Origin of the sequence: Candidatus Accumulibacter phosphatis (assembly GCF_000024165.1) — a bacterium.
Lineage (GTDB): Bacteria > Pseudomonadota > Gammaproteobacteria > Burkholderiales > Rhodocyclaceae > Accumulibacter > Accumulibacter phosphatis.
The window spans coordinates 4083183-4105549 of the sequence record NC_013194.1 but is presented as its reverse complement, the minus strand read 5'-3'; the positions used below and the strand labels follow the sequence as shown (position 1 = coordinate 4105549).

Genomic DNA, 22367 nt, shown 5'->3' with positions numbered 1-22367 from the left:
GCTCAGTTCCCCGCGAGAATTCCCATGACCGCCATTCTGACGGCGATCCCGAAGGTGACCTGCGGCAGGATCACCGCCTGCGGTCCGTCGGCGACGTCGGAGTCGATCTCGACGCCGCGATTCATCGGTCCGGGGTGCATCACGATGGCGTCCGGCTTGGCCAGCGCCAGCATCGCCGGCGTCAGCCCGTAACAAGCGAAGTATTCGCGGGCGGACGGCAGCAAGGCGCCATTCATGCGCTCGTTCTGCAGCCGCAGCATGATGATTACATCACAGTCGCGCAGCCCGGCACGCAGATCGTGGCACACGCGAACGCCCATGGTTTCCATGGCCGTCGGCAACAGGGTCTGCGGCCCCACCGCACGCACCTCGGCGGCACCCAGCGTGGTCAGGGCGTGCAGATCCGAGCGGGCGACCCGTGAGTGGAGAATGTCGCCGACTACCGCTACCACGAGCTGGTCGAAATCCTTCTTGTAGTGGCGGATGGTGTACATATCCAGCAGGCCCTGGGTCGGGTGCGCGTGGCGTCCGTCGCCGGCATTGACGACATGCACGTCGTTCCGCCCGAGTCGGCGCAGGTGGTCGGCGATCAGGTGCGGCGCTCCGCTGGCCGCGTGCCTGACGACGAACATGTCGGCGTGCATGGCCACCAGGTTGTCTACCGTGTCGAGCAGGGTCTCGCCCTTGGCGGTCGAGGAGCGCGTCACGTCGAGGTTGATGACGTCCGCCGACAGCCGCTTGGCGGCGATCTCGAAGGTCGTGCGGGTACGGGTCGAGTTCTCGAAAAACACATTGAACACACTCTTGCCGCGCAACAGGGGCACCTTCTTGACGTTACGGTCGGAAACCTTGAGAAAGCTTGACGCCGTATCGAGAATGTGGATCAGCACATCACGGGGCAAGCCCTGGATCGACAGCAGGTGGGTCAATTCGCCATTGGCGTTCAGTTGGGGATTACGCATTCTCGGCGACACTCCATCGCAGACGGCCGTCGCTGTCTGCCGAGAGGATCAGTTCCTGCGCAGAGTCAAGCTGCACACGCCAGGGGCAGAAGTCGGCGCAAATGGGCAGCTCCCGCCGCCCGCGATCGGCCAGAACCGCGAGTTGGATGCTGGCTGGACGACCATAATCGAAGAGTTCGTTGATCGCCGCGCGTGTCGTGCGTCCGGTATACAGCACGTCATCGACGAGGATCAGTGGCCGTCCTTCGACGTCAAACGGCATCGAACTCGGCTTGACGCGTGCATGCAGGCCGCGTTCGCCGTAATCGTCCCGATAGAAGGACACGTCGATCAGGCCAATGTCGTTGGCCTGATCGAGCAGGTCGCGCAGACGCCGGGCAACCCAGACACCGCCACTGTGGATGCCGACCAGGAGCGTGCCGGGTCGGAGGTGGGGACGAATCAGCTCGGCCAGTTCGGCACACTGTGCTTCGGCGTCGGGGAGGTCAATTGAGGGCATCGGGATGGGCGTCGTCAGGGTTTTCGGGGTGGGTGGAGACGGGTGTCCGGTCCTCGCTAAGCACGCTATCGAAATAGCTCTGGAGGATCAGTTGCGCGGCTACGGCATCGAGATGTTTCTTTGCGCTGCGGCCATTGAGGCCGCTGGCGCGGAGCCGTTCCTGCGCATCGAACGAAGAAAGTCGCTCCTCGGCAAGGTCGACACCGAGACCGAAGCGACCGCGCAACTGGTCGGCGAAGCGTCGGCAGCGCGCGGTCATCGCGTGTGGCGTGCCGTCAAGCGAGGTCGGACGACCAACGACCAGATGGGTTGGCCGCCATTCGCCGATCAAGGCAGCAATCGCCGCAAAACGCTCGGTGTTGGCTTCGCCATGAATCGTCGTCAGCGGGTGCGCCTGACGCAACTGCCATTCACCAACGGCGACGCCGATACGCTTCTCACCGAAGTCGAACGCGAGTACCGTACCTGTCTGCGTGTCGGCTGGCTCAGGCATGCCCTGCCTCATCGGCAAGGTTGGTCAGATTGACTCCGAGCAGCTCGAGGGCCGAGGCGAGTCGCTCCTCGTACGGCAATTCGAACAGGATGCGCAGTTCGGCCGGCACGGTCAGCCAGGCGTTCTGGGCCAGTTCGTGTTCGAGTTGACCGGCAGACCAACCGGCGTAGCCAAGGGTTACCATCAGGTCGCGTGGCTGTCCGTGGCGCGCAACTGACTGCAGGATGTCGCGCGAACTGGTGAGGCCGACCTGCTCATTGACCGGCAGTGTCGATTGCCATTGGCCGATCGGCCGGTGGAGAACGAAACCGCGGTCGGTCTGCACGGGGCCACCAAAAAGTACGGGCAGATTGGCGAAGCTCTGGGCTTCGAGGGGAACGTCGATCTTCTCGAGGAGCGTGCCCAGGCTCATGTCGATAGGCCGGTTGACGATCACGCCCAGCGCACCTCGATCGTTGTGTTCGGCAATGTAGACCAGGGTCCTGGAAAAATACGAGTCCACCATCGCCGGCATGGCAATGAGAAAATGATGGGTCAGGTTGATGCTTTGCATGGCCTTATTCTAATCGGCGGTGACGGCCGACACAAAGGTAATCCACGGTGGATTCAATTCTTGTCTGGTTTCGTCGCGACCTACGTGACAGCGATCACGCGGCGTTGTGTGAAGCTCTGCGTCGCGGACGACGCGTCTTCTGTGCTTTCGTCTTCGATCGGGAGATCCTCGATGCTCTGGACCACGAGGCCGATCGACGGGTCGAGTTCATTCGCGAGTCGCTGGTCGAGCTTGATGCAGCACTGCGCACACGTGGCGGCGCGTTGCTGGTGCGCCATGGCTGGGCGACCAGGGAGATTCCGGACCTGGCTCGGGGGCTTGGCGTTGCTGCGGTGTTCGTCAATCGAGACTACGAACCGGGGGCCAAGCAGAGGGACGCGGCGGTCAGCGCGGCGCTGAAGGCCGACGGAATCGCTTTCGAGTCGTTCAAGGACCAGGCGATCCTTGACGGGGATGAGGTCTTGAGTCAGGCGGGACGGCCCTACACCGTTTTCACACCCTACCGCAATGCCTGGCTGAAGCGTCTGACGGACGATGATTGGTACCCACATCAGGCCGGATCCGGGGTGCTGGCGGCGACCCCTGCCGCCGATGGCGTGCCGCCACTGGCCAAGATCGGCTTCTCCGGCACGGATTTGCGGCGCCTCGGCATCGTGCCGGGTATGCGTGGCGGACGCCAGTTGCTGGCCGACTTTCTCGGGCGCATCGGGCGCTACCGGCAGCAACGCGACTTTCCGGCCGTCAAGGGGGTTTCCTACCTCTCGGTTCATCTGCGCTTCGGGACGGTCTCGGTTCGCGATCTGGTCGCCAAGGCGATTGCCGCTGGTGCCTTTCGCGAGGGTGGCGAAGGCGCCGCTACCTGGTTGTCCGAACTCGTCTGGCGGGATTTCTATTTCATGATTCTCGACAGGTTTCCGCACGTCGTCGAGCGCGCCTTCAAGCCCGCTTATGACTTGATCAATTGGCAAGCGGGCGCGCAGGCCGAGGACGCATTCAGCGCCTGGTGCGCCGGCCGTACCGGCTATCCATTGGTCGATGCCGCGATGCGACAGCTGAACAGCTCCGGCTACATGCACAACCGCCTGCGCATGCTGGTTGCCTCGTTCCTGACCAAGGATCTGGGAATCGACTGGCGGCTGGGTGAGCGCTATTTCGCAAGGCAGTTGAACGATTACGATCTGTCCGCCAACAACGGCGGCTGGCAATGGGCAGCGTCCACCGGCTGCGATGCCCAACCCTACTTCCGCATCTTCAACCCGGTGACACAGTCCGAGCGCTTTGACCCCGCCGGCAAGTTCATTCGCCGCTATCTGCCGGAGCTTGCCAACGTTCCGGACCGCTTCATCCACGCGCCGTGGCGAATGAGCTCCGTGGAGCAGTCAGCCTGCGGCGTGCTGATCGGCCGCACGACACCTGCGCCGCTGGTTGATCATGATCAGGCGAGACAGCGCACCCTCGAACGCTACGCGATCGTCAAGTCCCCCGCTGTTCCCTGATGTGCTGAGCTACCAGGCGCAGCAGCTCATCCTCCTGATAGGGCTTGCCGAGGTACTGATTGACGCCAAGTTCGAACGCGTACTGACGGTGCTTCTCGGCGGTTCGCGAGGTGATCATGATGACCGGCACTCTTTGCAGGCGCCTGTCGGCGCGGACGTTCCTGGTCAGTTCGAAGCCGTCCATGCGCGGCATTTCGATGTCGACCAGCATGACGTCGGGGACGAAGGCGACCAGCTGCTCGAGCGCGTCGATGCCATCCTTGGCAGTCATGATCTGGTAACCCTCCCTTGCCAGCAACCGGCTGGTGATCTTGCGCACGGTCAGTGAGTCATCGACGATCATCACCGTCGGCAACGTGGCGGTAACCGAGTCAGTCGCCATCGGTTCGCGTACGGTCGGCACCGGCGCCACGGGGGCGCCGCCGCGAGTGCGACTGGCCAGGGCTACCGGGTTGAGGATCAGCACGACCTGGCCGTTGCCGAGTACCGTTGCACCATCGACGCCGATCACGCGGGCGAGTTGCTGGCCGACGTTCTTGACGACGATTTCCTGATTGCCCAGCAAGCCGTCGACCTGCAAACCGATCCGGCCGGTACCGCTGCGCAAGAGCAGAACCCAGTACTGCTGGTGCTTTTCGGGTAGCGCTTGCGAGTCACCAAGCAGGTGGGGCAGGTAATGGAAGGGATAGGGATTTCCCGACCAGCTGGCAACCTTGGCATCCCGAATCCGGGCCAGCCCCTTTTCCTTGAGGTCGAGTACCTGCTCGATCATCGCCGACGGGATGGCGTACTCGCGCTTGCCCGAGCGTACCAGCAAGGCTTTGGTCACCGCCAGGGTGAGTGGTAGGTAGAGCCGGAAAGTGGTTCCCTGACCGATATTGGAAACGACTTCAATTCGGCCGCCCAGGCTTGCCACTTCGCTCTTGAGGACGTCCATTCCGATGCCGCGGCCAGACAGGCGTGAGACCTCACTGGCCGTCGAGATACCCGGAGCAAAGATGAGGTCGACGACCCGCGTCGGGTCCGCTGCCTCTTCCCGGGTCAGCAGCCCGGCTGCCAGGCCACGCTCGCGCAGTCGCTCCAGGTCGAGACCGGCGCCGTCATCCGAGAAACAGAGAATGACCTCATTGCCTTCCTGGGCCAGCGTCAGCGACAGCTCGCCGATCTCCGGCTTGCCCTTCGCCAGACGAACATCGGCCCTTTCCAGCCCGTGTGCGACGGCGTTGCGCAGGATATGTTCCAATGGCGCCAGCATCTTGTCGAGAACCGTTCGGTCGAGTTCCAGTTCGGCACCGCTGATCTCCAGGTTGGCCCGCTTGCCGATCTCCTTGGTTGCCTGCCGGACGATGCGGTAGAGGCGGTCGGCAATGCTGGCGAACGGGACCATGCGAACGGACATCAGCTCTTGCTGCAGTTCCCGGTTCAGGCGCGACTGCGCGAGGATGGCTGCGTTGGCATCGTCCAGATTCTTCAACAGACTCTGCTGTGCGGTCGCGACATCGTTAACCGATTCGGCCATCATTCGCGTCAGTTCCTGGAAGCGCGTGAAGCGGTCGAACTCCAGCGGATCGAAATCGGTGTGGCTCTCGTCGGTCAGCGCGGTGCGGGACTGCATCTGCAACTCGGCGTGCAGTTCGATGTCCCGCAACTGTCGGCGCAGGCGGATGACGTTCTCGGTCAGGTCGAGCAAGGACCCCTTGATGGAGCGCATCTCTCCTTCGATCCGCGAGCGGGCAATCGACAGCTCGCCAGCTTCGTTTACCAGCCGGTCGATGAGGTCGGCGCGGACGCGCAGAATCGCGCGCTGTGTGGCGGCATCTGTCTCGCCCTCCTGGGCTTCACGCTGGCTGGCGGGTGCCGCCTGTTCAACCGCGCCGGCCAACCCGCCGGCACTTGCCACCGATTCGACGTCAGCTTCGGCGACCACGTCGTCAGGCACTTCGACGAGTGCGTCGGAAGATTCGCCGCGCTGCAGGCTCTCGACGGCTTGCACGATGACGTCGAAGACGTTGTCGACATCGTCGATCAGTTCCGGTGCTGCCGGGCCGGCACGCTGCGCTTCCTCCATGCGCGTCTCGATGGCGTGCGTCAACTCGCCGAGATTCATCGCCCCGGCCATGCGCGCACTGCCCTTGAGCGTATGGAACAGACGAGCCAGTCGACGGACTACTTCGCTGTCGGCCGGGTTGCTGCGCCAGGCGCGCAGCTGCGTGGCAATGCCCTGGTTGAGTTCGAGCGCTTCCTCCAGAAACAACGGCAGGAGTTGCTCGTCAAGTTCGTCCTGCAACTGCGGAATCGGGATCGCCTTGGCATCGAATCCCGGCATGGCCTCGGCGCGTGCTGGCGGTGACGGCTGCCTGGCCTGTGGGAAACGCTCTTGCTCGCTGTCCGAATCGCCGGCAGCGGGAAGCTCTTCGGCCACCTGTTCGGGGTAAAGAGTGCCGAGCGCGTCGACGAGCTCGGGCGTGGCTTCGGGCTCGTGTTCGCTGGCCACGTCAGCGAGCATCAAGGCCAACTCGGCGATGGTCTGACGGATCGTCTCCAGCGCTTCGAGACTGTCGGGATGTGCCGCCTGATTGCGGCGTACCAAGCTGTGTTCGAGGGCGTGCGCGAGTCGGTTTACCGCTGCAATGCCAAGCGTCGCGGCGATACCGGCGAGGGTGTGGGCGGCACGATACATCTCGTGCTTGGTGGGTGCGTTCGGGTCGGCTTGAAGAGGCTCCAGCTCGCGCTGCAACGTGGCAAGATGAGCACCTGCCTCGGCGTTGAAGATTTCGACCAGGTCTGGAGCGAGGGCAAGGCGGCGCCGTGTCTTGGCTTCCTGATAGGCGACGGGCGCCTGTTCGCTGGTGGACTCTGGTTCGCTGTCTGACGGCAGTTCGCCTGCCTCCTCGCCGGCGGCGCCCATCGGCGCCACGACGGCGTCGCCGGTCCGCGGCAACTCGGTGGCGGCCTCGCTGCCTTGTCTGAGCGAGTCGGCGTGAGCGATCATGCTGCTGGCATCGGGCGCGCGCCCCTGGCCCGTTTTCAGGTGATCGACCCAGGCCAGGAAGACGCGGTAGGTCTGGGCAAGCAGGTCGAGAATTGCTGGCGTGACTTCCTGTTCTTGCCGGAGCCAGAGGTTGAGAACCTGCTCAATCGACCACGCCGCTTCACCCAGATCCTTCAGCCCGACCATTCGCCCACTACCCTTGAGGGTGTGAACTGAACGGCGGAGCGCAGCCAGCAGATCCGCATCATGGGGACGGGTCTTCAGGAGTTGGAAGTTCTGATCAATGCTGGCCAGTACCTCATCGGCCTCGTCAAGAAAGATGCCGAGCAGTTCGGCATCGACTTCCTCGCTCGTGGCCTGCGAGAGCTGCAGGGTTTCGGCCGATGGCTGTGGCGCTTCCGCCGTCTGTGGCTTGAGCGTAGCCATTGCTGCGTCGATCTGCTGGCCCGCGTCGCCACCGGCTGCGAGAGCCGAGAGGACGTGCTTTGTCTGCTGCCCGAGCTTCTTGTCGGCGACCAGATCGGCATCTTTTTGCAGCGCGGCGAGATTCTGCTGCACTTCCTGGAGCAGACCGGCGTCTGTGGGCTGCTCCTTGAGTGCCGCCAGCAGGCCATGCGCTTCACGCTTCTGCTGCTCCAGTTCCTGCTCGACCGTCGCCGCCGGTGCGTCGGCGGCCGCCTGGCGGGCGTTGCCGGACTGCATTTCGCTGACAAAGCTTTCGAAGTCGGTAGCGCCGTGGTGCAGTGCGTCGACGAAGAAACCGACCAGCGCGAGACGATCCGCCACACGGGCAAAATCAGCCTCCTGTGGGACATAGTCGGGTTCCGAGAAGGCTTTGACGTCGCTCGTGCACTGGCGGAGCACTGCCGCTGCACCATCGTGCCGCATCATCGTCAGGGCACCGATGACCTGACGCAGCGGAGTCTCCAGACCATCCAGGTCGGCGGGCTTCTCGGTATCGCGAAAGAACCCGTCGAGAACCTGTTCGATTTGTGCCAGATTGTTCTGAATTTCCCTGGCCACCTGCCCGACCAGCAGCTTTTCATGCGCCAGGCGGGACATTTCGTCGAGCGACGGGATCTCCGACTCAGGCTGCGGAGGCGTTCCGGAAATGCAGCCACGGAGCCGATCGACCATGACGTCAACCTGGTGCGAGAAACTCCGGTCGAGGTGCTGTATGTTTTCCTGAGCGTTCTGGGCGAGGAGAATCGCCGTGGCGGTTTCCATGGCCAGCGCTTCGTTGTGCCGTGCGGGTGTCTGAGCGAGCAGGCTGGCCACTTCGCCAATGGCCTGTACCAATCGACGATAGTCGGTGTGGTTGAGTTCGTCGACCAGTGCCGACAAGGTGCTGGCGTTGGCGCGAAATGCGGGTAGAGCCTGCGTCGTGCCGGCGCAGAACTTGTTCCAGCTTTCTTCGGTGGCAGCGATCGCTTCGCGCAAGCGGCGGCGCACGGACTCCAGGGCAACCGGCGTCTCCGGTGCTGCGCCAGGCATCAAGGCGGCCAGCGCGTAGGCCTCCTTGACGCGCAGCACCGCACGATCATTGCTGTCGGCGCTGCCTACGAGATACAGCGCATCGCGCATCAGGCGCTCGGCGACGTTGCTTGAGCCTTCGATGAGCCGACGAATTTGCAGGTCGATGCGGGTACACAGTTGTCTGGCATCGGCATCCGGCGGCAGGCTGCCCTGCGACAGTGCCGTCAGGAAGGCAGTGGCGACCCACCAGAAGGCACGCGCCGACGGCATCTCCTGGATGGCCTCGATGCGCTTGACGGCCTCGAGCATTTCCGGGACGCCGGCACAGTCCTTGGGCGCACGCAGCCAGCACAGGAGGCCGCGCTGAAAATGTGCCCGTTGTTGCCGTAGGGCCTGCTGCCGTTGGTTGCGGCCGATCTGCAGCGGCGGGCCCGCGCGGCGCTCGGGCCCGACCAGCAGGTTGGGGAAGAAGAGGTCGGTGGGCAGGACGCGCTCCTGGCCGCGCGCCAGTTGCACTTCCCGGTAAAGCGGCAGGAGCCGCAATGGCTGGTTTGGCTGGCCGGCGAGCAGATCATCCAGGTAGTGACGGAGCACGCCCATCGCTCGTTGAATCAGTTCCAGAGATGACGGTGCGGCTGGGCGCTGCTGCACTTCCATGGCCTCGAGCAGGGCCTCCATGGCCTCGCTGAACTGGGTGACACCGTCCAGTCCGACGATGGTCAGAGCTCCCTGCACCTGATGCAGATGGGTGCGGCAGAACTTGATCTGGGTCAGATCACCGGTGCCGTCGGCAGCACTCGCCGTAAATTGTCGCAGCGCTTTGTCGGCACGCTCCAGCGCGAGATCGATCTCGCTCTTGACCCAGGTCAGCGGGCCGATATCGAAGTCCGTTGCGGCATTCATCGGGGACAGTCTCTCCAGTCCAGTCTCGTGGCGCTAGTGATCAGGACACTTTGAAGCCGGCTACCGATCCTTTCAACTCCGTCGCCAGACCCGCCAGTTCGCCAACTGCCGTGGCGGTCTTCTCCGTGCCAGCGGTAGTCTGTCCCGTGACCAGAAGGATCTCCTGCATCTTGCGGGCCGCCTTGGTTGCCGAATCGGCCTGTTGGCGGGTCGCCGCCGCGATGTTTTCGATCAGCGCCGTCAGCGCTTGTGAAACCTCGCCAATTTCGGCAAGGGCCTTGCCTGCCGCGTCGGACAGTCTAGCCCCTTCGACGACGCCGCGGGTTGATTCTTCCATTGCCGAGACGGTGTCCTGGGTGTCGGTCTGAATCGTCCGGACGATCGCACCAATCTGTTTCGTCGCTTCGCCGGAACGTTCGGCAAGGCGCTGCACTTCCTCGGCGACCACCGTGAAACCGCGTCCCGCTTCACCGGCAGACGCCGCCTGAATGGCGGCGTTGAGAGCCAGTACGTTGGTCTGCTCGGTGATGTCCGAAATCAGCTCCACGATCTCGCCGATCTCCTGAGAGGATTCGCCGAGCCGCTTGATGCGCTTTGAAGTCTCCTGGATCTGCTCGCGGATCTTGTTCATGCCCTTGATCGAGGCCTCGACCGCCTGTGCTCCCTTGTCGGCGGCGGCCAGCGACTGTCGAGCGACGGTCGACGACTGCTTGGCATCGGCCGAGACGTTGGTCATCGACGTGGCCATGGCCAGCACCGACTGGCCAGTGGCCTTGATTTCGGTGGCCTGACGTTCGGCGGCGGCAAGCAACTCGGTGGAGGTTTGCTGAGCCATTCCAGTAGCCACCGTCACCCGGCTGGCGGCATCATTGATGCGGCCGACGAGCACGCGCAGTTCTTCGATGGTGTAGTTGATCGAGTCGGCAATGGCGCCCGTGATATCCTCGGAAACAGTGGCGGTGACCGTAAGGTCCCCGTCGGCGAGGTCGCCGAGTTCGTTCATCAAGCGCAGGATTGCGCCCTGATTCTGGCGGTTGAGCGATTCGGTCGCCTGCCGGCTCTGCTCGGCTTCTTCGGTCTGCCGCTGGCTTTCGGCAAGGTAGGTTCTGGCCAGCAGGAACAGCAGGCCGATGGCCAGAAGAATCAGCACAACCAGGACAATGCCATAGGCGGTACGCTTCAGCGCACCCGTCTGATAGGCTTGAGCGAGTTGGTCGGTCACCTCAAGCAGTTCTTCACTGTCGTGGAAGATCTGCGAACCTGCCTGCTTGGCAATCACCAGCCGCTGCATGTTGCCGAGAATCCCGCCAACTGCCGTCCGATACTCGGCGAACCGCGTTTCAAGTTCGACGAGTTTCTGTCTGGTGTCGGGGTCCGTTGTTGCGGCGATGCGCAGAACATCGCTGCCTTTGGTCAGACCTTTGAGCGTGTCGCGAAAGGTGTTGGTGTCCTTGCCCAGCAGGAACGCAATTTCCGGGTCGATGGCATTGCCGACCAACAGCGCACTGGCATTCTTGGCGATGCGTTGCGTCAGCATGACCAACTGGTTGGCGGCGGCGATTTCGCGGACACCTGCGTTGCCCTGCAGCTTGAGTGCGGCGATCTGTTCGGACAGCTCCAGCAACTGCGGATTCTTGTCGTTGATGGAGCCGACATCCTTGCCGAGCGAGATAAGATTGACTTCCATCTCCAGCAGCCGCGCGGCGCTCTTGTCGGTCTTGTCCCAGATCTGCGTCAGCGCAAGCAATTGTGGCTGTACGCCATCGGGCGAAGGAGGTACTCGCGTCCCGGCCAGTTCGCCGCCGTTGGTCAGTACTTCAAGGTTGGTCGCGAAGCTGTCACGTGAATCCTTGAGTTGCTTGAACGCTCCCGGGTCGCCCAGCAGGGCCAGCGTGGACGCTTTGGCCAGGCGCTGCGAGAGCATGCGCATGTCACCGGCGGCGGCGATGTAAGCGGTGCCGTAGGTCGCCTGACGGCTGTCGCGATAGACGACGGTGGCAATGATCAGCATGACCAGCAGCAGAGCGCCACCAAGGATCTGCAGTTGTTTGGCGACCGGGTACTTGCCCAGTATCGCCGACACCAGCGGAACGTGGCCCCTGCCCGTCGGCTCGTCCGCATCGACGGCGGAGCGCGCCATGAGAGTTTCGCCTGTCGAGTCCTTCGCACGGGACAAGAAACCTGGCAGCTTGGGTTTGAACTTCATCTTGCTTCTCCGGTTACCCTGGTTCGACAGTCTGGCTTGCGGTCGTCGAGGAGTGTTTGATGCCAAAGCGATTCAAGCGCCAATATCCATGAATGCATCGTCGGCCAGCAGTTCCCGCACCTTGAGCTTGCGCCAGCGACGGCCTTCGTTGTCGCTGTAGGTCTGCTGCGCCCAGGGCGGTGCCTGCAGATCAGGCGCTTCGGTATTCAGGGCCTCGGCATTGCGCAGTCCGATCATGCGCGTCACCAGCAGGGCGGCGTTGCTGCCATGGCGCGTACCGATCAACAGTAGGCGCGAACTGCCGTTCTGGGGCGTCGCTTCCTTGCCAAGAAAGGCGGACAGGTCAACGACCGAATACAGATTGCCGCGAATGTTGGCGATCCCCGCGAACCATGGCTTGGTCAGAGGCACGTCTGTCAGAGGTGACAGGGGAACGATCTCGCCGGAATCCGCCAAGTCGAGAAGCCAGTAGTCCGAGCCCGACTGCAGGCCAAGCAGGCCTGCGGCACTTCGGTCGCCCGTGCCGGCGAGTCGCGACGCCAGGTAGGACTGGAATTCGTGCAGGCGGATCTTTTTGGTCATGCCCTTTCTACCGCTCAGAGCGCCGCAATCTTGGCCAGCAGTTCCTGGCCGTTGACCGGTTTGACGAGATAATCCTGGGCTCCCTGCCGCAAGCCCCATATCTTGTCGGTTTCCTGGCCCTTCGTGGTGCACACGATGACCGGAATGTTGCGGGTGGCTTCGTCGCGGGTCAGGGTTCTGGTCGCTTGGTAGCCATTGAGCCCCGGCATCACGACGTCCATCAGAATCAGGTCCGGCAACTCGCTCTTCGCCTTGGCAATTCCTTCTTCGCCACTCTCGGCGGTAATGACCTCATACCCGTTGCTGCTCAGCAGCGTCTTCATCACATGCCGTTCTGTCGGCGAATCGTCGACGACGAGAATTCTCTTGATGGTCATGGCCTTTGGCTCCCTCCGCTGTCCGTCACCACGTCCGCTCCTCTCAGGCGGACGGAGGCGCAAAAGACGCCACCGTCTGCAGCAGGCTATCCTTGGTAAAAGGCTTGGTCAGGTACTGATCCGAGCCGACCATGCGACCACGCGCGCGGTCGAACAGGCCGTCCTTCGAGGACAGCATGATTACTGGCGTTGATCGAAAGCGCTGGTTCTTCTTGATCAAGGCACAGGTCTGGTAACCGTCAAGGCGCGGCATCACGATGTCGCAGAAAATAACTGCCGGCTGGTGGTCGGCAATTTTCGCCAACGCATCGAAGCCGTCCTCGGCAAGCAACACCTGACAGCCAGCCTGGACAAGGAAAATCTCAGCGCTGCGCCGTATCGTATTGCTGTCATCGATGACCATGACCTTTACGCCGCGCAAGTTTGCAGCTTCAGCCAATTGTCTCCTCCAGAGCGTTCCAGATAATTATTCTATGCGTCCCACCGAAGCGACGCTTTCGCCTTCTGGCGAGTACTATACCGCATTGTTTTCAGATCTCGACGATTTCAAAGTCTTCCTTGCGCGCTCCACACTCCGGGCAGGTCCAGTTGATCGGTACGTCCGCCCACCGCGTACCCGGCGCGATGCCTTCGTCGGGCAAGCCTGCGGCCTCGTCGTAAATGAAGCCGCAAGTCAAGCACATCCAGGTGCGGTAGGGCAGGTCGCGAGCTGTGTTCATGGCCAGTGTCAATTTTCGGTTAGAATCGGGTGGAAAAAGCGGAGATTCTAGCTAAAGGGGTCTCGCGCTGCCAAGACATTCTTTTCCCAGCCAAGTGCTTTGCTGACCACGCTCCGCCTTCATCTCCGCCTTTATGACTCCCCCATTTGCCGCGCCGTGCCGGCCCCTTGTTCTCACCTTCGCCGGCAGCGATCCGTCGGGAGGAGCGGGACTGCAGGCAGACCTGATGGCCATCTCGTCGATCGGCTGCCATCCGCTCTCGGTGACGACCGCGCTCACGGTGCAGGATACCGTCGGCGTCGTCGGCATCATGCCGGTTGAGTCGGAATGGGTGGAGGATCAGGCTCGGGCACTGCTCGAGGACATGCCGGTGGCCGCCTTCAAGATCGGCCTCTTGGGCAGTATCGACAACGTTGTGGTGATCGCCGGGATTCTCGCCGACTACCCGGGCATACCCCTGGTCCTTGACCCCGTTTTGGCGTCCGGACGTGGCGACGAACTGGCCGACAAGGAAATGATTGCCGGCCTGCGGGACCTGCTGCTGCCATTGACGACGATTCTGACGCCGAACACCTTCGAGGTCCGACGATTGTCGGCGGCGGATGACGACGATCAGGCAGGCGACCCGAGCCTGGGCGAGTGCGCGCAGCGACTGCTGCTCCTTGGCTGCGAGTACGTGTTGGTGACCGGCACGCACGCCAATACTGCGCGGGTGGTCAACAGCCTGTATGGGCAGCCGGGAGGCCTGCTGCGCAGCGACACCTGGGATCGGCTGCCCGGCAGCTACCATGGTTCGGGTTGTACGCTGGCTTCGGCCCTGGCCGCCCATCTGGCGCGGGGATGGTCGGTGGACGAATCCGTCTGCGCGGCGCAGGAGTACACGTGGCAGTCGCTGGCCGCCGGCTTTCGGCCGGGAATGGGTCAGTACATTCCCGATCGTTTTTTTCAGTGGCGCCACTACGATGGTACTCCGGATGGCTGAGCCGGCGAGCCACGGCTTGCGCGGTCTGTATGCGATCACCCCGGGAGGCGTGGCGCCGTCTGCTCTGTTGGCGCGGGTCGGAGCGGCATTGGCGGGAGGAGCTCGCCTGGTCCAGTATCGCGACAAGGACGCGGACGCGGTGCAGCGCGGCGAACTGGCACGCGCTCTGCGCAGTCTCTGCAAGCGGTTCGATGCGTTGTTGCTGATCAATGACGATCTCGCGCTGGCGCTCGCCGTCAATGCCGACGGCGTGCATCTCGGAGCCACCGACGGTGACCTGCGGGCGGCGCGCCAGACGCTGGGTCCTGGCCGCCTGCTTGGCGCCTCGTGCTATGCCGACTTCGAGCAAGCGCACGCAGCGGTGTCGGCGGGCGCGGACTACGTTGCTTTCGGAGCCGTCTACCCCTCCTTGACCAAGCCTCAAGCCGTTCGCGCGCCACTTTCGCTGTTCCGCCGCTGCCGAGCCGAACTGCGCGTACCGGCGTGCGCCATCGGCGGCATCACTTTGGACAACGCCCTGCCGCTGCTGGCCGCGGGTGCCGACCTGCTGGCAGTCATCACGGACCTTTTCGAGGCGGCCGACATTGCGTCGCGTGCCGCGGCCTATCAACGACTCTGCAAGGAAGCCTCCGCGTGATCTCCCGCAATCAGCAGCTTTTCGAACGCGCCCAACAGCGCATTCCGGGTGGCGTCAACTCACCGGTACGAGCCTTTCGTTCGGTCGGTGGGACACCACGCTTCTTCGTGACCGGTTCGGGTGCGCGCGTCACCGACGCAGATGGCACGAGCTACATCGATTACGTCGGCTCCTGGGGGCCTCTGATTCTTGGCCACGCCCATCCGGCGGTGGTCGCCGCCGTCTGCGATGCGGCAGCCCATGGGCTTTCCTTTGGCGCGCCCACCGAAAGTGAGGTGGAGATGGCCGAGTTGCTTTGCGACTTGCTGCCGTCGCTGGAACTGGTTCGCCTGGTGAGTTCCGGAACCGAAGCGACGATGAGTGCCATTCGGCTGGCGCGTGGATTCACCGGGCGCGACCTGCTGGTCAAGTTCGAAGGCTGTTATCACGGCCACTCGGACAGTCTGCTCGTGAAAGCCGGCTCGGGAATGCTCACTTTCGGCAATCCGAGTTCCGGGGGGGTGCCCGCCGATGTCGCGCGGCATACGCTGGTGCTCGATTACAACGATGCCGACGGACTCGCCGCAGCGTTTGCCGAGCATGGCGCGCGGATCGCTGCCGTGATCGTCGAAGTGGTGGCCGGCAACATGAACCTCATCGCGCCGCGGCCCGCGTTCCTCCAGGAGATGCGCGACCTGTGCAGCCGGCATGGTTCAGTCCTGATCTTCGATGAGGTGATGACCGGTTTCCGGGTCGGCGACAAAGGCGCGCAAGGCCTCTACGGCGTCACGCCGGATCTGACGACGCTCGGCAAGGTGATCGGCGGTGGCATGCCGGTGGGCGCCTTTGGCGGCCGGCGAGAGATCATGGCCAGGATTGCGCCGCTGGGCCCGGTGTATCAGGCGGGGACGCTGTCCGGTAATCCGGTGGCGGTGGCTGCCGGGTTGGCGACGCTGAAGCTGCTGCAGATGCCCGGCTTCCACGAAAGCCTGGCGCGGCGTACCCGTCAACTCTGCGACGGACTGCTGGCCGCCGCTGCCAAACACGGGGTGGTATTCTCGGCGCAGTCGATAGGCGGCATGTTCGGGCTGTATTTCCGCTCACAGTGCCCGCAGACCTACGCTCAGGTCATGGAGTGCGACACGGACGCCTTCAACCGGTTTTTCCACGGCATGCTCGATGCCGGTCACTACTTTGCTCCGTCGGCCTTCGAAGCCGGCTTCGTTTCGGCAGCCCATGGCGAGGCTGACATCGCCAGCACCATTGCCGCTGCCGATGCCGTTTTCCGGGCCTGGTGACGCGCGCTCCGGTTTGCCTGCTGCTGCTGGGGGACTTCACGGCACCTCCGCCGCAGGTCAAAGCGCGCCGCCGTGGCTCCGGCTGCGCGTCTTGCGATTCGAGAAGAACCGCAGACCGGCATAGGTAAGTCCGCCGACCGCGACCATGGCGGCGACAAAACCAGAGTAGGCGATCGGCCAGGGGATGCCCTGGGTCATCATCGAGAACTCGGACATGCCGCCCATGCCGGCCAGCACATTGATCGGCATGAAAACGACGCTGAGGATGGTCAGGCGTTTGATGTCCTTGTTCTGGTTGATGTTGATCGCGCTGTCGGTGGCGTCCATCAGGAAGTTGATCTTGTTGAACAGGAAGGCGGTGTGCCCGTCCAGCGATTCGATGTCGCGCAGGATCTCGCGCACGTCGTTGTGCTGCAGGTCGGACAGCACCTTGCCGCGGAGCAGGAAGGACAGCGCCCGCCGGGTGTCGAGAACGCTGCGGCGGGTGCGGCCATTGAGGTCTTCGGCTTCGGCGATGGCCGCGAGGATCTCTGCCGCCTCGCTGTCGCTGATACGCGAGCGCAACACTTGCGTGCCGACCTTCTCCAGTCCCGCATAGACGTCCTCGAGCGCATTCGCCGAGTATTCCACGTCGGCTGCATACAGGTCGAGGAGAACGTCCTTGCCGTCCGTGACGTAGCCAGGCCGGGTGCGCGCGCGTGCGCGCTGCAGGCGAAACACCGGCAGTTCCTCGCTGCGCACCGTAAACAAGACCTCGTTGTGCAGAATCAGGGCCACCGGGACGTTGCGCGATTCCTCTCGCGTGTCGAGCAGGAAGTCGGAGTGCAGATGAACCTCGCCGTCGTCTTCGACATAGAAGCGAGCGCTCGCTTCCAGGTCGGTCAGGCCGCCCGGATCGGGTATCTCTACGTCATACATGCTGCCGATCCAGCCGCGGATTTTTTTCGTTGGCGCAATCAGGTCCACCCAGATCGGGCTGACGCCCTTCAGATCGTCGGGGCTGGTGACCGCGATCTGACGCAGTCGGCCATCGCGGAGTTCGAAGGCGGTAATGGACGTCTTTTCGTTGCGGTAGTGGCTGTCATCGATCAACTCCTCGAGAACCTCGTCGGGAAGCAGTGCCAGGATCGGGTCGGCGCCTTCCTTGACCTCATCCCACACCACGAGGCGCTCATTGGAATCGAGCGCCTCGATGATGTAGGCAACCTCCCTCGCCGGCATCAGCTTGAGCTTCTGCCGAAGCTCCTTGCGATACTGGTGCTGGATCTCGACGCTGGCCTCATCGAGGTTGGGCGTCCCCTGCTCACGCACGAGTGGTGCCACGAGTTCTTCCACCCGCTTCTGTAGCGAGAGCAGCGAACGAACCTCGCTGAGGTGGACGTCGGCAATGCCCTGTTGGAGCGCTTCCGGGGTGGTGAATCGCTTGTTTTCTTCGCCCATGGCACTAACCCCTGTTGACGATCTGAATCCTCGAAGGGCTGGATTGTACTCCGCGTGAAGGGCGAAACCTACCGTTTCGAGGCCATTTGCGCCGTTCGCGAGGAGTTCGGGCGTTTCCTGGAAGCAACTTCCATTTAACGCGTGCGCTGTCGCCTGCGCGGGCAACGCCGGTACGCGCTGGTCTTTCCGGTCGGTCGGACGAGGGCATCCCGGATGGCGCGAGCCGCTGGCCGCAAGCCAGCTTTCGCGGCCGCCGATCTGTGAGAAGATGCTCGTCTGATCGAGTGGTCGTCAGAAACGGATCGCGGGTAGCCGGCCTTGCTGCCGGCAGGCAAGGAGTGCATGAGATGAGCTACGGAGCGCTTGCCGTGGCAGCCCTGGCGCTGGGTTTTCTGGTTACCGATGTGCTGGCGGACCGATTGCCACCGGCACCCACCGAACTGGGCAGCGTTCGTCGCAACGAACAAGGCAAGCTGGAAGCGGTCACGGTGCCGCCGGACAGTCCGTCAGCGTCGGGAGGAGCAACGCCAGGCTCTGCCCTGTCCAGGGAGCGGGGGCTGGGCAAGGCGCCGGAGAAGGGATCCGCGACTGCTGCCACCGCTACGACGATCGTCGTCGGTCCCCTGGAACGGATCCGGAGCATCAAGGAAGCGGCGCGGATCGCCCGCGATGGCGACACCATCGAGATCCTGTCTGGCGAGTACCGACAGCAGGCCGTGGTCTGGTCACAAAACCGACTGACGATCAGGGGAATCGGCAGGCGACCGGTGCTCATCGCCGACGGTGACAGCGCGGAAGGCAAGGCGATGTGGGTGGTGCGCAACGCCGACATGCTGATCGAGAACATCGAGTTTCGCGGTGTCCGCGTCCCGGATGGCAACGGTGCCGGAATCCGTTTCGAAAAGGGGCATCTGAAAGTCCTTCGTTGCGCGTTCTTCGACAACGAAATGGGCATTCTCACCGGCGGCAATACCGAGTCGGTGCTCGAGGTCGAGGACAGCGAGTTCGGCGATGCGCCGCGGCACGCCGGCGGCTTGCATCACCTTCTCTATGTCGGCACGATCGCTCGCCTGAGCGTCAGCGGCAGCCGGTTGCAGCAGGGCTTTCGCGGTCACCTGATCAAGTCGCGCGCGCGCGCGAGTTCGATCGTGTACAACCTGCTGGTCGACGGTGTCGGTGGCAGCGCCTCCTATGAACTCGAGTTCCCGAACGGGGGCCTGGCGTGGGTGGTCGGTAACATCATCGGCCAGAGCCCAACGACCGACAATCGCGACCTCATCTCATACGGCGCCGAAGGCCAGCGCTGGCCCGACAATGCCCTCTATCTGGCGCACAACACGCTCGTCGACGACAGGCTGGGGGGGCGCTTCCTGCGGGTCTGGAACGACCGGATGCCGGCAGGGACCGAGGTCTGGGCCATCAACAATCTTCTTGTCGGTCACGCCGAGTTCTCGCCGCAGGCTCCCGGTCGCTACGCCGGCAATCAGCAGGTCGACCGGTCGGCACTGGTCGATGCGGACGGCCTCGATTTCCGCCTGCCCGGCAACTCGCCGCTGCGCGGCAAGGCGATGGCGCCCGGGTCTGTACGTGAGCGTAGTCTGACGCCGGCTGCCGAGTTCAGACTTCCCGCCGGCACCCGCCCGCTGGTTGTCGGCAAGCCGCTGTCGGCGGGGGCGCTGCAGTGACCCGGGGACGTTCGCTGTCGCGGCTGCCCAGCCGCTGCCGGCCAAACTCCAGGCGATCGTTGGCGGACGCTAGCCGAGGCGCGCGAGCAGGCTCAGGAACTCTTCGGCACTCTGGAAGCCGACGACGCGTACGCCCTTGATCTCGTTGCCACCGGCATCGAAGAAGATGATTCCAGGCGGACCGTAGAGGCCGAAACGCTGCAACAGCGATCGGTCTGCATCCGAGTTGGCGGTGACGTCGGCCTGCAGCAGCGTCCAGCCCGCCAGTCTGGCCCGCACGCGCGGATCGGCGAAGGTGAATCGCTCCATTTCCTTGCACGACACGCACCAGTCCGCATAGAAATCCAGCAGCACCGGTTTGCCCGCCGTCCTGATCATGCTCTCGAGATCGCTCAGAGAACGCACGCGCGTGAACGCCAGCGGCCGGTTTTCGCTGCTCGCCGCAGTGCCGCGCAGCACCGACAGCGGCTGCAAGGGGTCGCGAGAACCCGCCAGCGTGCCGACCAGCATCGCCGCCCCGAAGAGCAGCATGACGATGCCGATGCCCTTCCAGAAACGCTGCCAACCCCTGGCATGTGGCGGTAGCGGGTCGAGTGCGTGCAGGTAGATCGCCGGAACAATCAGCAGCAGCCCCCAGGCCAGCATCTGCGCCACCACGGGAATCACCGGTGAAACCAGCCATACGGCGGTGGCCAGCAGGATCACGCCAAAGGCCTTCTTGACCGCTTCCATCCACGCGCCGGAGCGCGGCAGCAGCGTGCCGGCGGACAGGCCGACGGCGAGCAGGGGTGCGCCCATGCCGAGCGCCATCGAGAACAGCGCCGTGCCGCCGAGTATCGCGTCTCCGGTCTGGCCGATGTAGAGCAGTGCCCCGGCCAGCGGCGCGGCGACGCAGGGGCCAACGATCACCGCCGAGAGCGCACCCATCGCCGCCACGCCGGGTAGCGAGCCACCCTTCAGGTGGCCGGCTTGCTCCGATACCCGGCTCTGCAGGAAGGTTGGCAGTTGCAGTTCGTAGAAGCCGAACATCGACAGCGACAGGGCCACGAAAACCGCCGCCAGGATGCCCAGAACCCATGGATTCTGCAGCGTTGCGGCGAGCAGTGTGCCGGTCAGAGCCGCACTGACCCCGGCTGCGGCGTAGGTGACGGCCATGCCCAGGACATAGGCCAGCGACAGCAGGAAACCGCGCAGATGCGAGACGCCATGACCGTCGCGGCCAGCACCGACGATGATGCTCGAGAGAATCGGGATCATCGGAAAGACACAGGGCGTCAGCGACAGGAGCAGCCCGAAACCGAAGAAGCTGCCGACGAGCAGCCAGAAACCGCTGCTGCCGAAGAGTTGCGCGATCCGCCCCGATTCGTCGGTAGTCGTGGCCGGGGCAGGGCTGGAGGGCGCGGCCACCGCCTCTGTCGGGTCCGGGAGTTGCAGCGTCAGCTTTTGCTGCTGCGGCGGATAGCAGACGCCGGCGTCGGCGCAACCCTGCGATGTGACTTTCAGCGTCAAAGGCAGGGGTCCCGAACTGTTGCGCTCGACGGGCAGACGAATGCTGACCGAGTGGTAGTAGACCTCGACCTTGCCGAAGGTCTCGTCGCTTTTCTCCTTGCCCGGCGGCAACAGCGGCGTGCCGAGTTGCACCGTCGCCGGCTCGGCCGCGAAACGGAACTTGTCACGGTACAGATAGTAGCCCTTGGCGATCTCGAAACGCACCTCGATGCTCTGCCCGTCAATGGCGTGCGCCGTCGGCCGGAAGGCGACTGCCGGGTCGAGGAACTCTTCGCCGTGCACCAGGGTGGTCAGCAGGAGGAGGACGGTGAATAGCCAGCGGGTCATGAGTCGAGGCGGCGCGGGTCAACCGGTGCTGCGGGTTTCGCTGGCGACCCAGGCGAGATAATCGGGCAAGCCGCCGACGATCGGCAAGGCAATCAGTTCCGGGAGATCGTAGGGGTGGCGGCTCCGGATTGCCGCTTCGAGGTCGGCATAGCGCTCGCTGGTGGTCTTGATCAGCAGGGGAATCTCTTCGGCGGTCTCGACCACCCCCTGCCAGCGATAGAGCGAGTGGCATGGCGCCATGATGCTGACGCAGGCCGCCAGACGCGCTTCGACGAGTTCCGTCGCCAGCGCTTCGGCGGTCGGTCGGTTGGGCAGGTTGGTCAGCACAAGGAGGGCGGTCACGGGGCGCATTCTACTCCTCCCTGCCGCCAGCGAGCGACGACCACAGCGATCGTTGGCGGTCCGGCTGGCGTCGTCGAGGTTGAGCGCGTGGCGCCGGGGCAGGCACGCCACGCCGGAGGCATCAGGCGAGTAGTCGCCTTCGCGTCAGGGCGACGGCGATGCAGAAGGAGACGCCCGCCATGATGGTCAGCGCGGCCAGATGCAAGCCGATGGCGTCCGGCACCTGACCGAGCAGCAGCGGGCGGGCGAGCTGGATGGCGTGCGCCAGCGGCAGCCAGAACGCGGCGGCTTGCAGTGCCGCCGGCAACTGTTCCGTCGGAAAGAAGACGCCGGAAACCAGCAGCATCGGCGTGATGAACAGCGTGAAGTAGTACATGAAGAAGTCGTACGAAGGGGCCAGTGCGCAGACGATCAGGCCGAGCGCGGCAAAAGCGAGACCGGTCAGGAAAACGACCGGCACGATCCACGCGGCCAGTGGCCAGGAGGCCAGTCCTAGGCAGCCGACGACCAGCAGGATCGCTCCTCCCGCCAGCAGGCTCTTGCTCGCCGCCCAGACCAGCTCGCCGGTCACGACATGATCGAGCGACAGCGGCGTGTTGAGGATCGCCTCCCAGGTCTTCTGCACATGCATGCGCGAGAAGGCCGAGTAGAGGGCTTCGAAGGTCGCCGCGTTCATGGTGCTGGCAACGATGATGCCGGCAGCCAGAAAGCGCACGTAGTCCACGCCCTGCACCGCCGGCAGCATGCCGCCGAGACCGTAGCCCAGGCCGAACATGTAGATCAGTGGGTCGGCGAGATTACCCAGGATCGAGGGGATGGCGAGTTTGCGCCAGACCAGGAAGTTACGGCGCCACACCGGCAGCCAGTGCATGCCGGGGCGGGGCAGGGCCAGGAGGTTTCTGCGCATGTC

General features: G+C 63.8%; 19 protein-coding genes. 5 read left to right on the top strand and 14 right to left on the bottom strand.

The annotated features are described in order from the left end of the window. Positions 1–2: 2 nt before the first annotated feature. The 4 genes from CAP2UW1_RS17825 to CAP2UW1_RS17810 are packed head-to-tail and all read right to left on the bottom strand — an operon-like array spanning position 3 to position 2507. Positions 3–962, bottom strand: coding sequence for an aspartate carbamoyltransferase catalytic subunit (locus CAP2UW1_RS17825; protein WP_015768021.1), 960 nt, complete (start codon positions 960–962; stop codon positions 3–5). Then, complete coding sequence (gene pyrR / locus CAP2UW1_RS17820; protein ID WP_015768020.1) at positions 955–1461, bottom strand: bifunctional pyr operon transcriptional regulator/uracil phosphoribosyltransferase PyrR; 507 nt, start codon at positions 1459–1461, stop codon at positions 955–957. Before pyrR ends, CAP2UW1_RS17825 begins: the two co-directional genes overlap by 8 nt. Further along, on the bottom strand, positions 1448–1954 hold the full coding sequence (ruvX, locus tag CAP2UW1_RS17815; protein ID WP_015768019.1) for a Holliday junction resolvase RuvX: 507 nt from the start codon (positions 1952–1954) through the stop codon (positions 1448–1450). The genes pyrR and ruvX overlap by 14 nt, the downstream gene beginning before the upstream one ends. Next, positions 1947–2507 (bottom strand): YqgE/AlgH family protein, encoded by a 561-nt coding sequence (locus CAP2UW1_RS17810; RefSeq protein WP_015768018.1) that lies wholly within the window; start codon positions 2505–2507, stop codon positions 1947–1949. Before CAP2UW1_RS17810 ends, ruvX begins: the two co-directional genes overlap by 8 nt. Before the next feature lie 47 nt (positions 2508–2554). On the opposite strand from CAP2UW1_RS17810, the gene CAP2UW1_RS17805 reads away from it, so the two are divergent. Beyond that, positions 2555–4003: a cryptochrome/photolyase family protein gene (locus tag CAP2UW1_RS17805; RefSeq protein WP_015768017.1), complete on the top strand. Its 1449-nt coding sequence runs from the start codon at positions 2555–2557 to the stop codon at positions 4001–4003. Here CAP2UW1_RS17805 and CAP2UW1_RS17800 read toward each other — a convergent pair. The 6 genes from CAP2UW1_RS17800 to CAP2UW1_RS17775 form a co-directional block, all read right to left on the bottom strand. Further along, positions 3981–9374, bottom strand: a complete 5394-nt coding sequence (locus tag CAP2UW1_RS17800) for a hybrid sensor histidine kinase/response regulator (RefSeq protein WP_015768016.1) — start codon at positions 9372–9374, stop codon at positions 3981–3983. The two genes, CAP2UW1_RS17805 and CAP2UW1_RS17800, sit on opposite strands and share 23 nt — an antisense overlap. A 40-nt stretch (positions 9375–9414) precedes the next feature. Continuing rightward, on the bottom strand, positions 9415–11514 hold the full coding sequence (locus tag CAP2UW1_RS17795; RefSeq protein ID WP_291911042.1) for a methyl-accepting chemotaxis protein: 2100 nt from the start codon (positions 11512–11514) through the stop codon (positions 9415–9417). A gap of 138 nt (positions 11515–11652) precedes the next feature. Further along, positions 11653–12162, bottom strand: coding sequence for a chemotaxis protein CheW (locus CAP2UW1_RS17790; RefSeq protein WP_015768014.1), 510 nt, complete (start codon positions 12160–12162; stop codon positions 11653–11655). 14 nt (positions 12163–12176) lie between these two features. Then, positions 12177–12539 (bottom strand): response regulator, encoded by a 363-nt coding sequence (locus CAP2UW1_RS17785; RefSeq protein ID WP_015768013.1) that lies wholly within the window; start codon positions 12537–12539, stop codon positions 12177–12179. A gap of 43 nt (positions 12540–12582) precedes the next feature. Continuing rightward, positions 12583–12942 carry a response regulator gene (locus CAP2UW1_RS17780; RefSeq protein ID WP_199931731.1) on the bottom strand — a complete coding sequence of 120 codons (360 nt, stop codon included), beginning with the start codon at positions 12940–12942 and terminating at the stop codon, positions 12583–12585. Positions 12943–13069: 127 nt separating this feature from the next. After that, positions 13070–13258 (bottom strand): rubredoxin, encoded by a 189-nt coding sequence (locus tag CAP2UW1_RS17775; protein WP_015768011.1) that lies wholly within the window; start codon positions 13256–13258, stop codon positions 13070–13072. Between the two features lie 133 nt (positions 13259–13391). Here CAP2UW1_RS17775 and thiD point away from each other — a divergent pair, with 133 nt between their 5' ends. The 3 genes from thiD to hemL are packed head-to-tail and all read left to right on the top strand — an operon-like array spanning position 13392 to position 16154. After that, positions 13392–14240: a bifunctional hydroxymethylpyrimidine kinase/phosphomethylpyrimidine kinase gene (gene thiD / locus CAP2UW1_RS17770; protein WP_015768010.1), complete on the top strand. Its 849-nt coding sequence runs from the start codon at positions 13392–13394 to the stop codon at positions 14238–14240. After that, complete coding sequence (gene thiE / locus CAP2UW1_RS17765; protein WP_015768009.1) at positions 14233–14877, top strand: thiamine phosphate synthase; 645 nt, start codon at positions 14233–14235, stop codon at positions 14875–14877. Before thiD ends, thiE begins: the two co-directional genes overlap by 8 nt. Beyond that, positions 14874–16154: a glutamate-1-semialdehyde 2,1-aminomutase gene (hemL, locus tag CAP2UW1_RS17760; RefSeq protein WP_015768008.1), complete on the top strand. Its 1281-nt coding sequence runs from the start codon at positions 14874–14876 to the stop codon at positions 16152–16154. The genes thiE and hemL overlap by 4 nt, the downstream gene beginning before the upstream one ends. Positions 16155–16211: 57 nt before the next feature. On the opposite strand, the gene CAP2UW1_RS17755 is transcribed toward hemL, so the two are convergent. Beyond that, positions 16212–17594, bottom strand: a complete 1383-nt coding sequence (locus CAP2UW1_RS17755) for a CorA family divalent cation transporter (RefSeq protein WP_015768007.1) — start codon at positions 17592–17594, stop codon at positions 16212–16214. A gap of 347 nt (positions 17595–17941) precedes the next feature. On the opposite strand from CAP2UW1_RS17755, the gene CAP2UW1_RS17750 reads away from it, so the two are divergent. Next, positions 17942–19279: a right-handed parallel beta-helix repeat-containing protein gene (locus tag CAP2UW1_RS17750; protein WP_015768006.1), complete on the top strand. Its 1338-nt coding sequence runs from the start codon at positions 17942–17944 to the stop codon at positions 19277–19279. Between the two features lie 69 nt (positions 19280–19348). Here the strand turns inward: CAP2UW1_RS17750 and dsbD are convergent, their stop codons facing one another. The 3 genes from dsbD to CAP2UW1_RS17735 all read right to left on the bottom strand — a co-directional run bounded on the left by dsbD (position 19349) and on the right by CAP2UW1_RS17735 (position 22364). Beyond that, positions 19349–21115, bottom strand: coding sequence for a protein-disulfide reductase DsbD (dsbD, locus tag CAP2UW1_RS17745; protein ID WP_015768005.1), 1767 nt, complete (start codon positions 21113–21115; stop codon positions 19349–19351). Between the two features lie 18 nt (positions 21116–21133). After that, positions 21134–21466 carry a divalent-cation tolerance protein CutA gene (gene cutA / locus CAP2UW1_RS17740; RefSeq protein WP_015768004.1) on the bottom strand — a complete coding sequence of 111 codons (333 nt, stop codon included), beginning with the start codon at positions 21464–21466 and terminating at the stop codon, positions 21134–21136. Between the two features lie 112 nt (positions 21467–21578). Further along, positions 21579–22364: an ABC transporter permease gene (locus CAP2UW1_RS17735; protein ID WP_015768003.1), complete on the bottom strand. Its 786-nt coding sequence runs from the start codon at positions 22362–22364 to the stop codon at positions 21579–21581. Positions 22365–22367 lie beyond the last annotated feature (3 nt).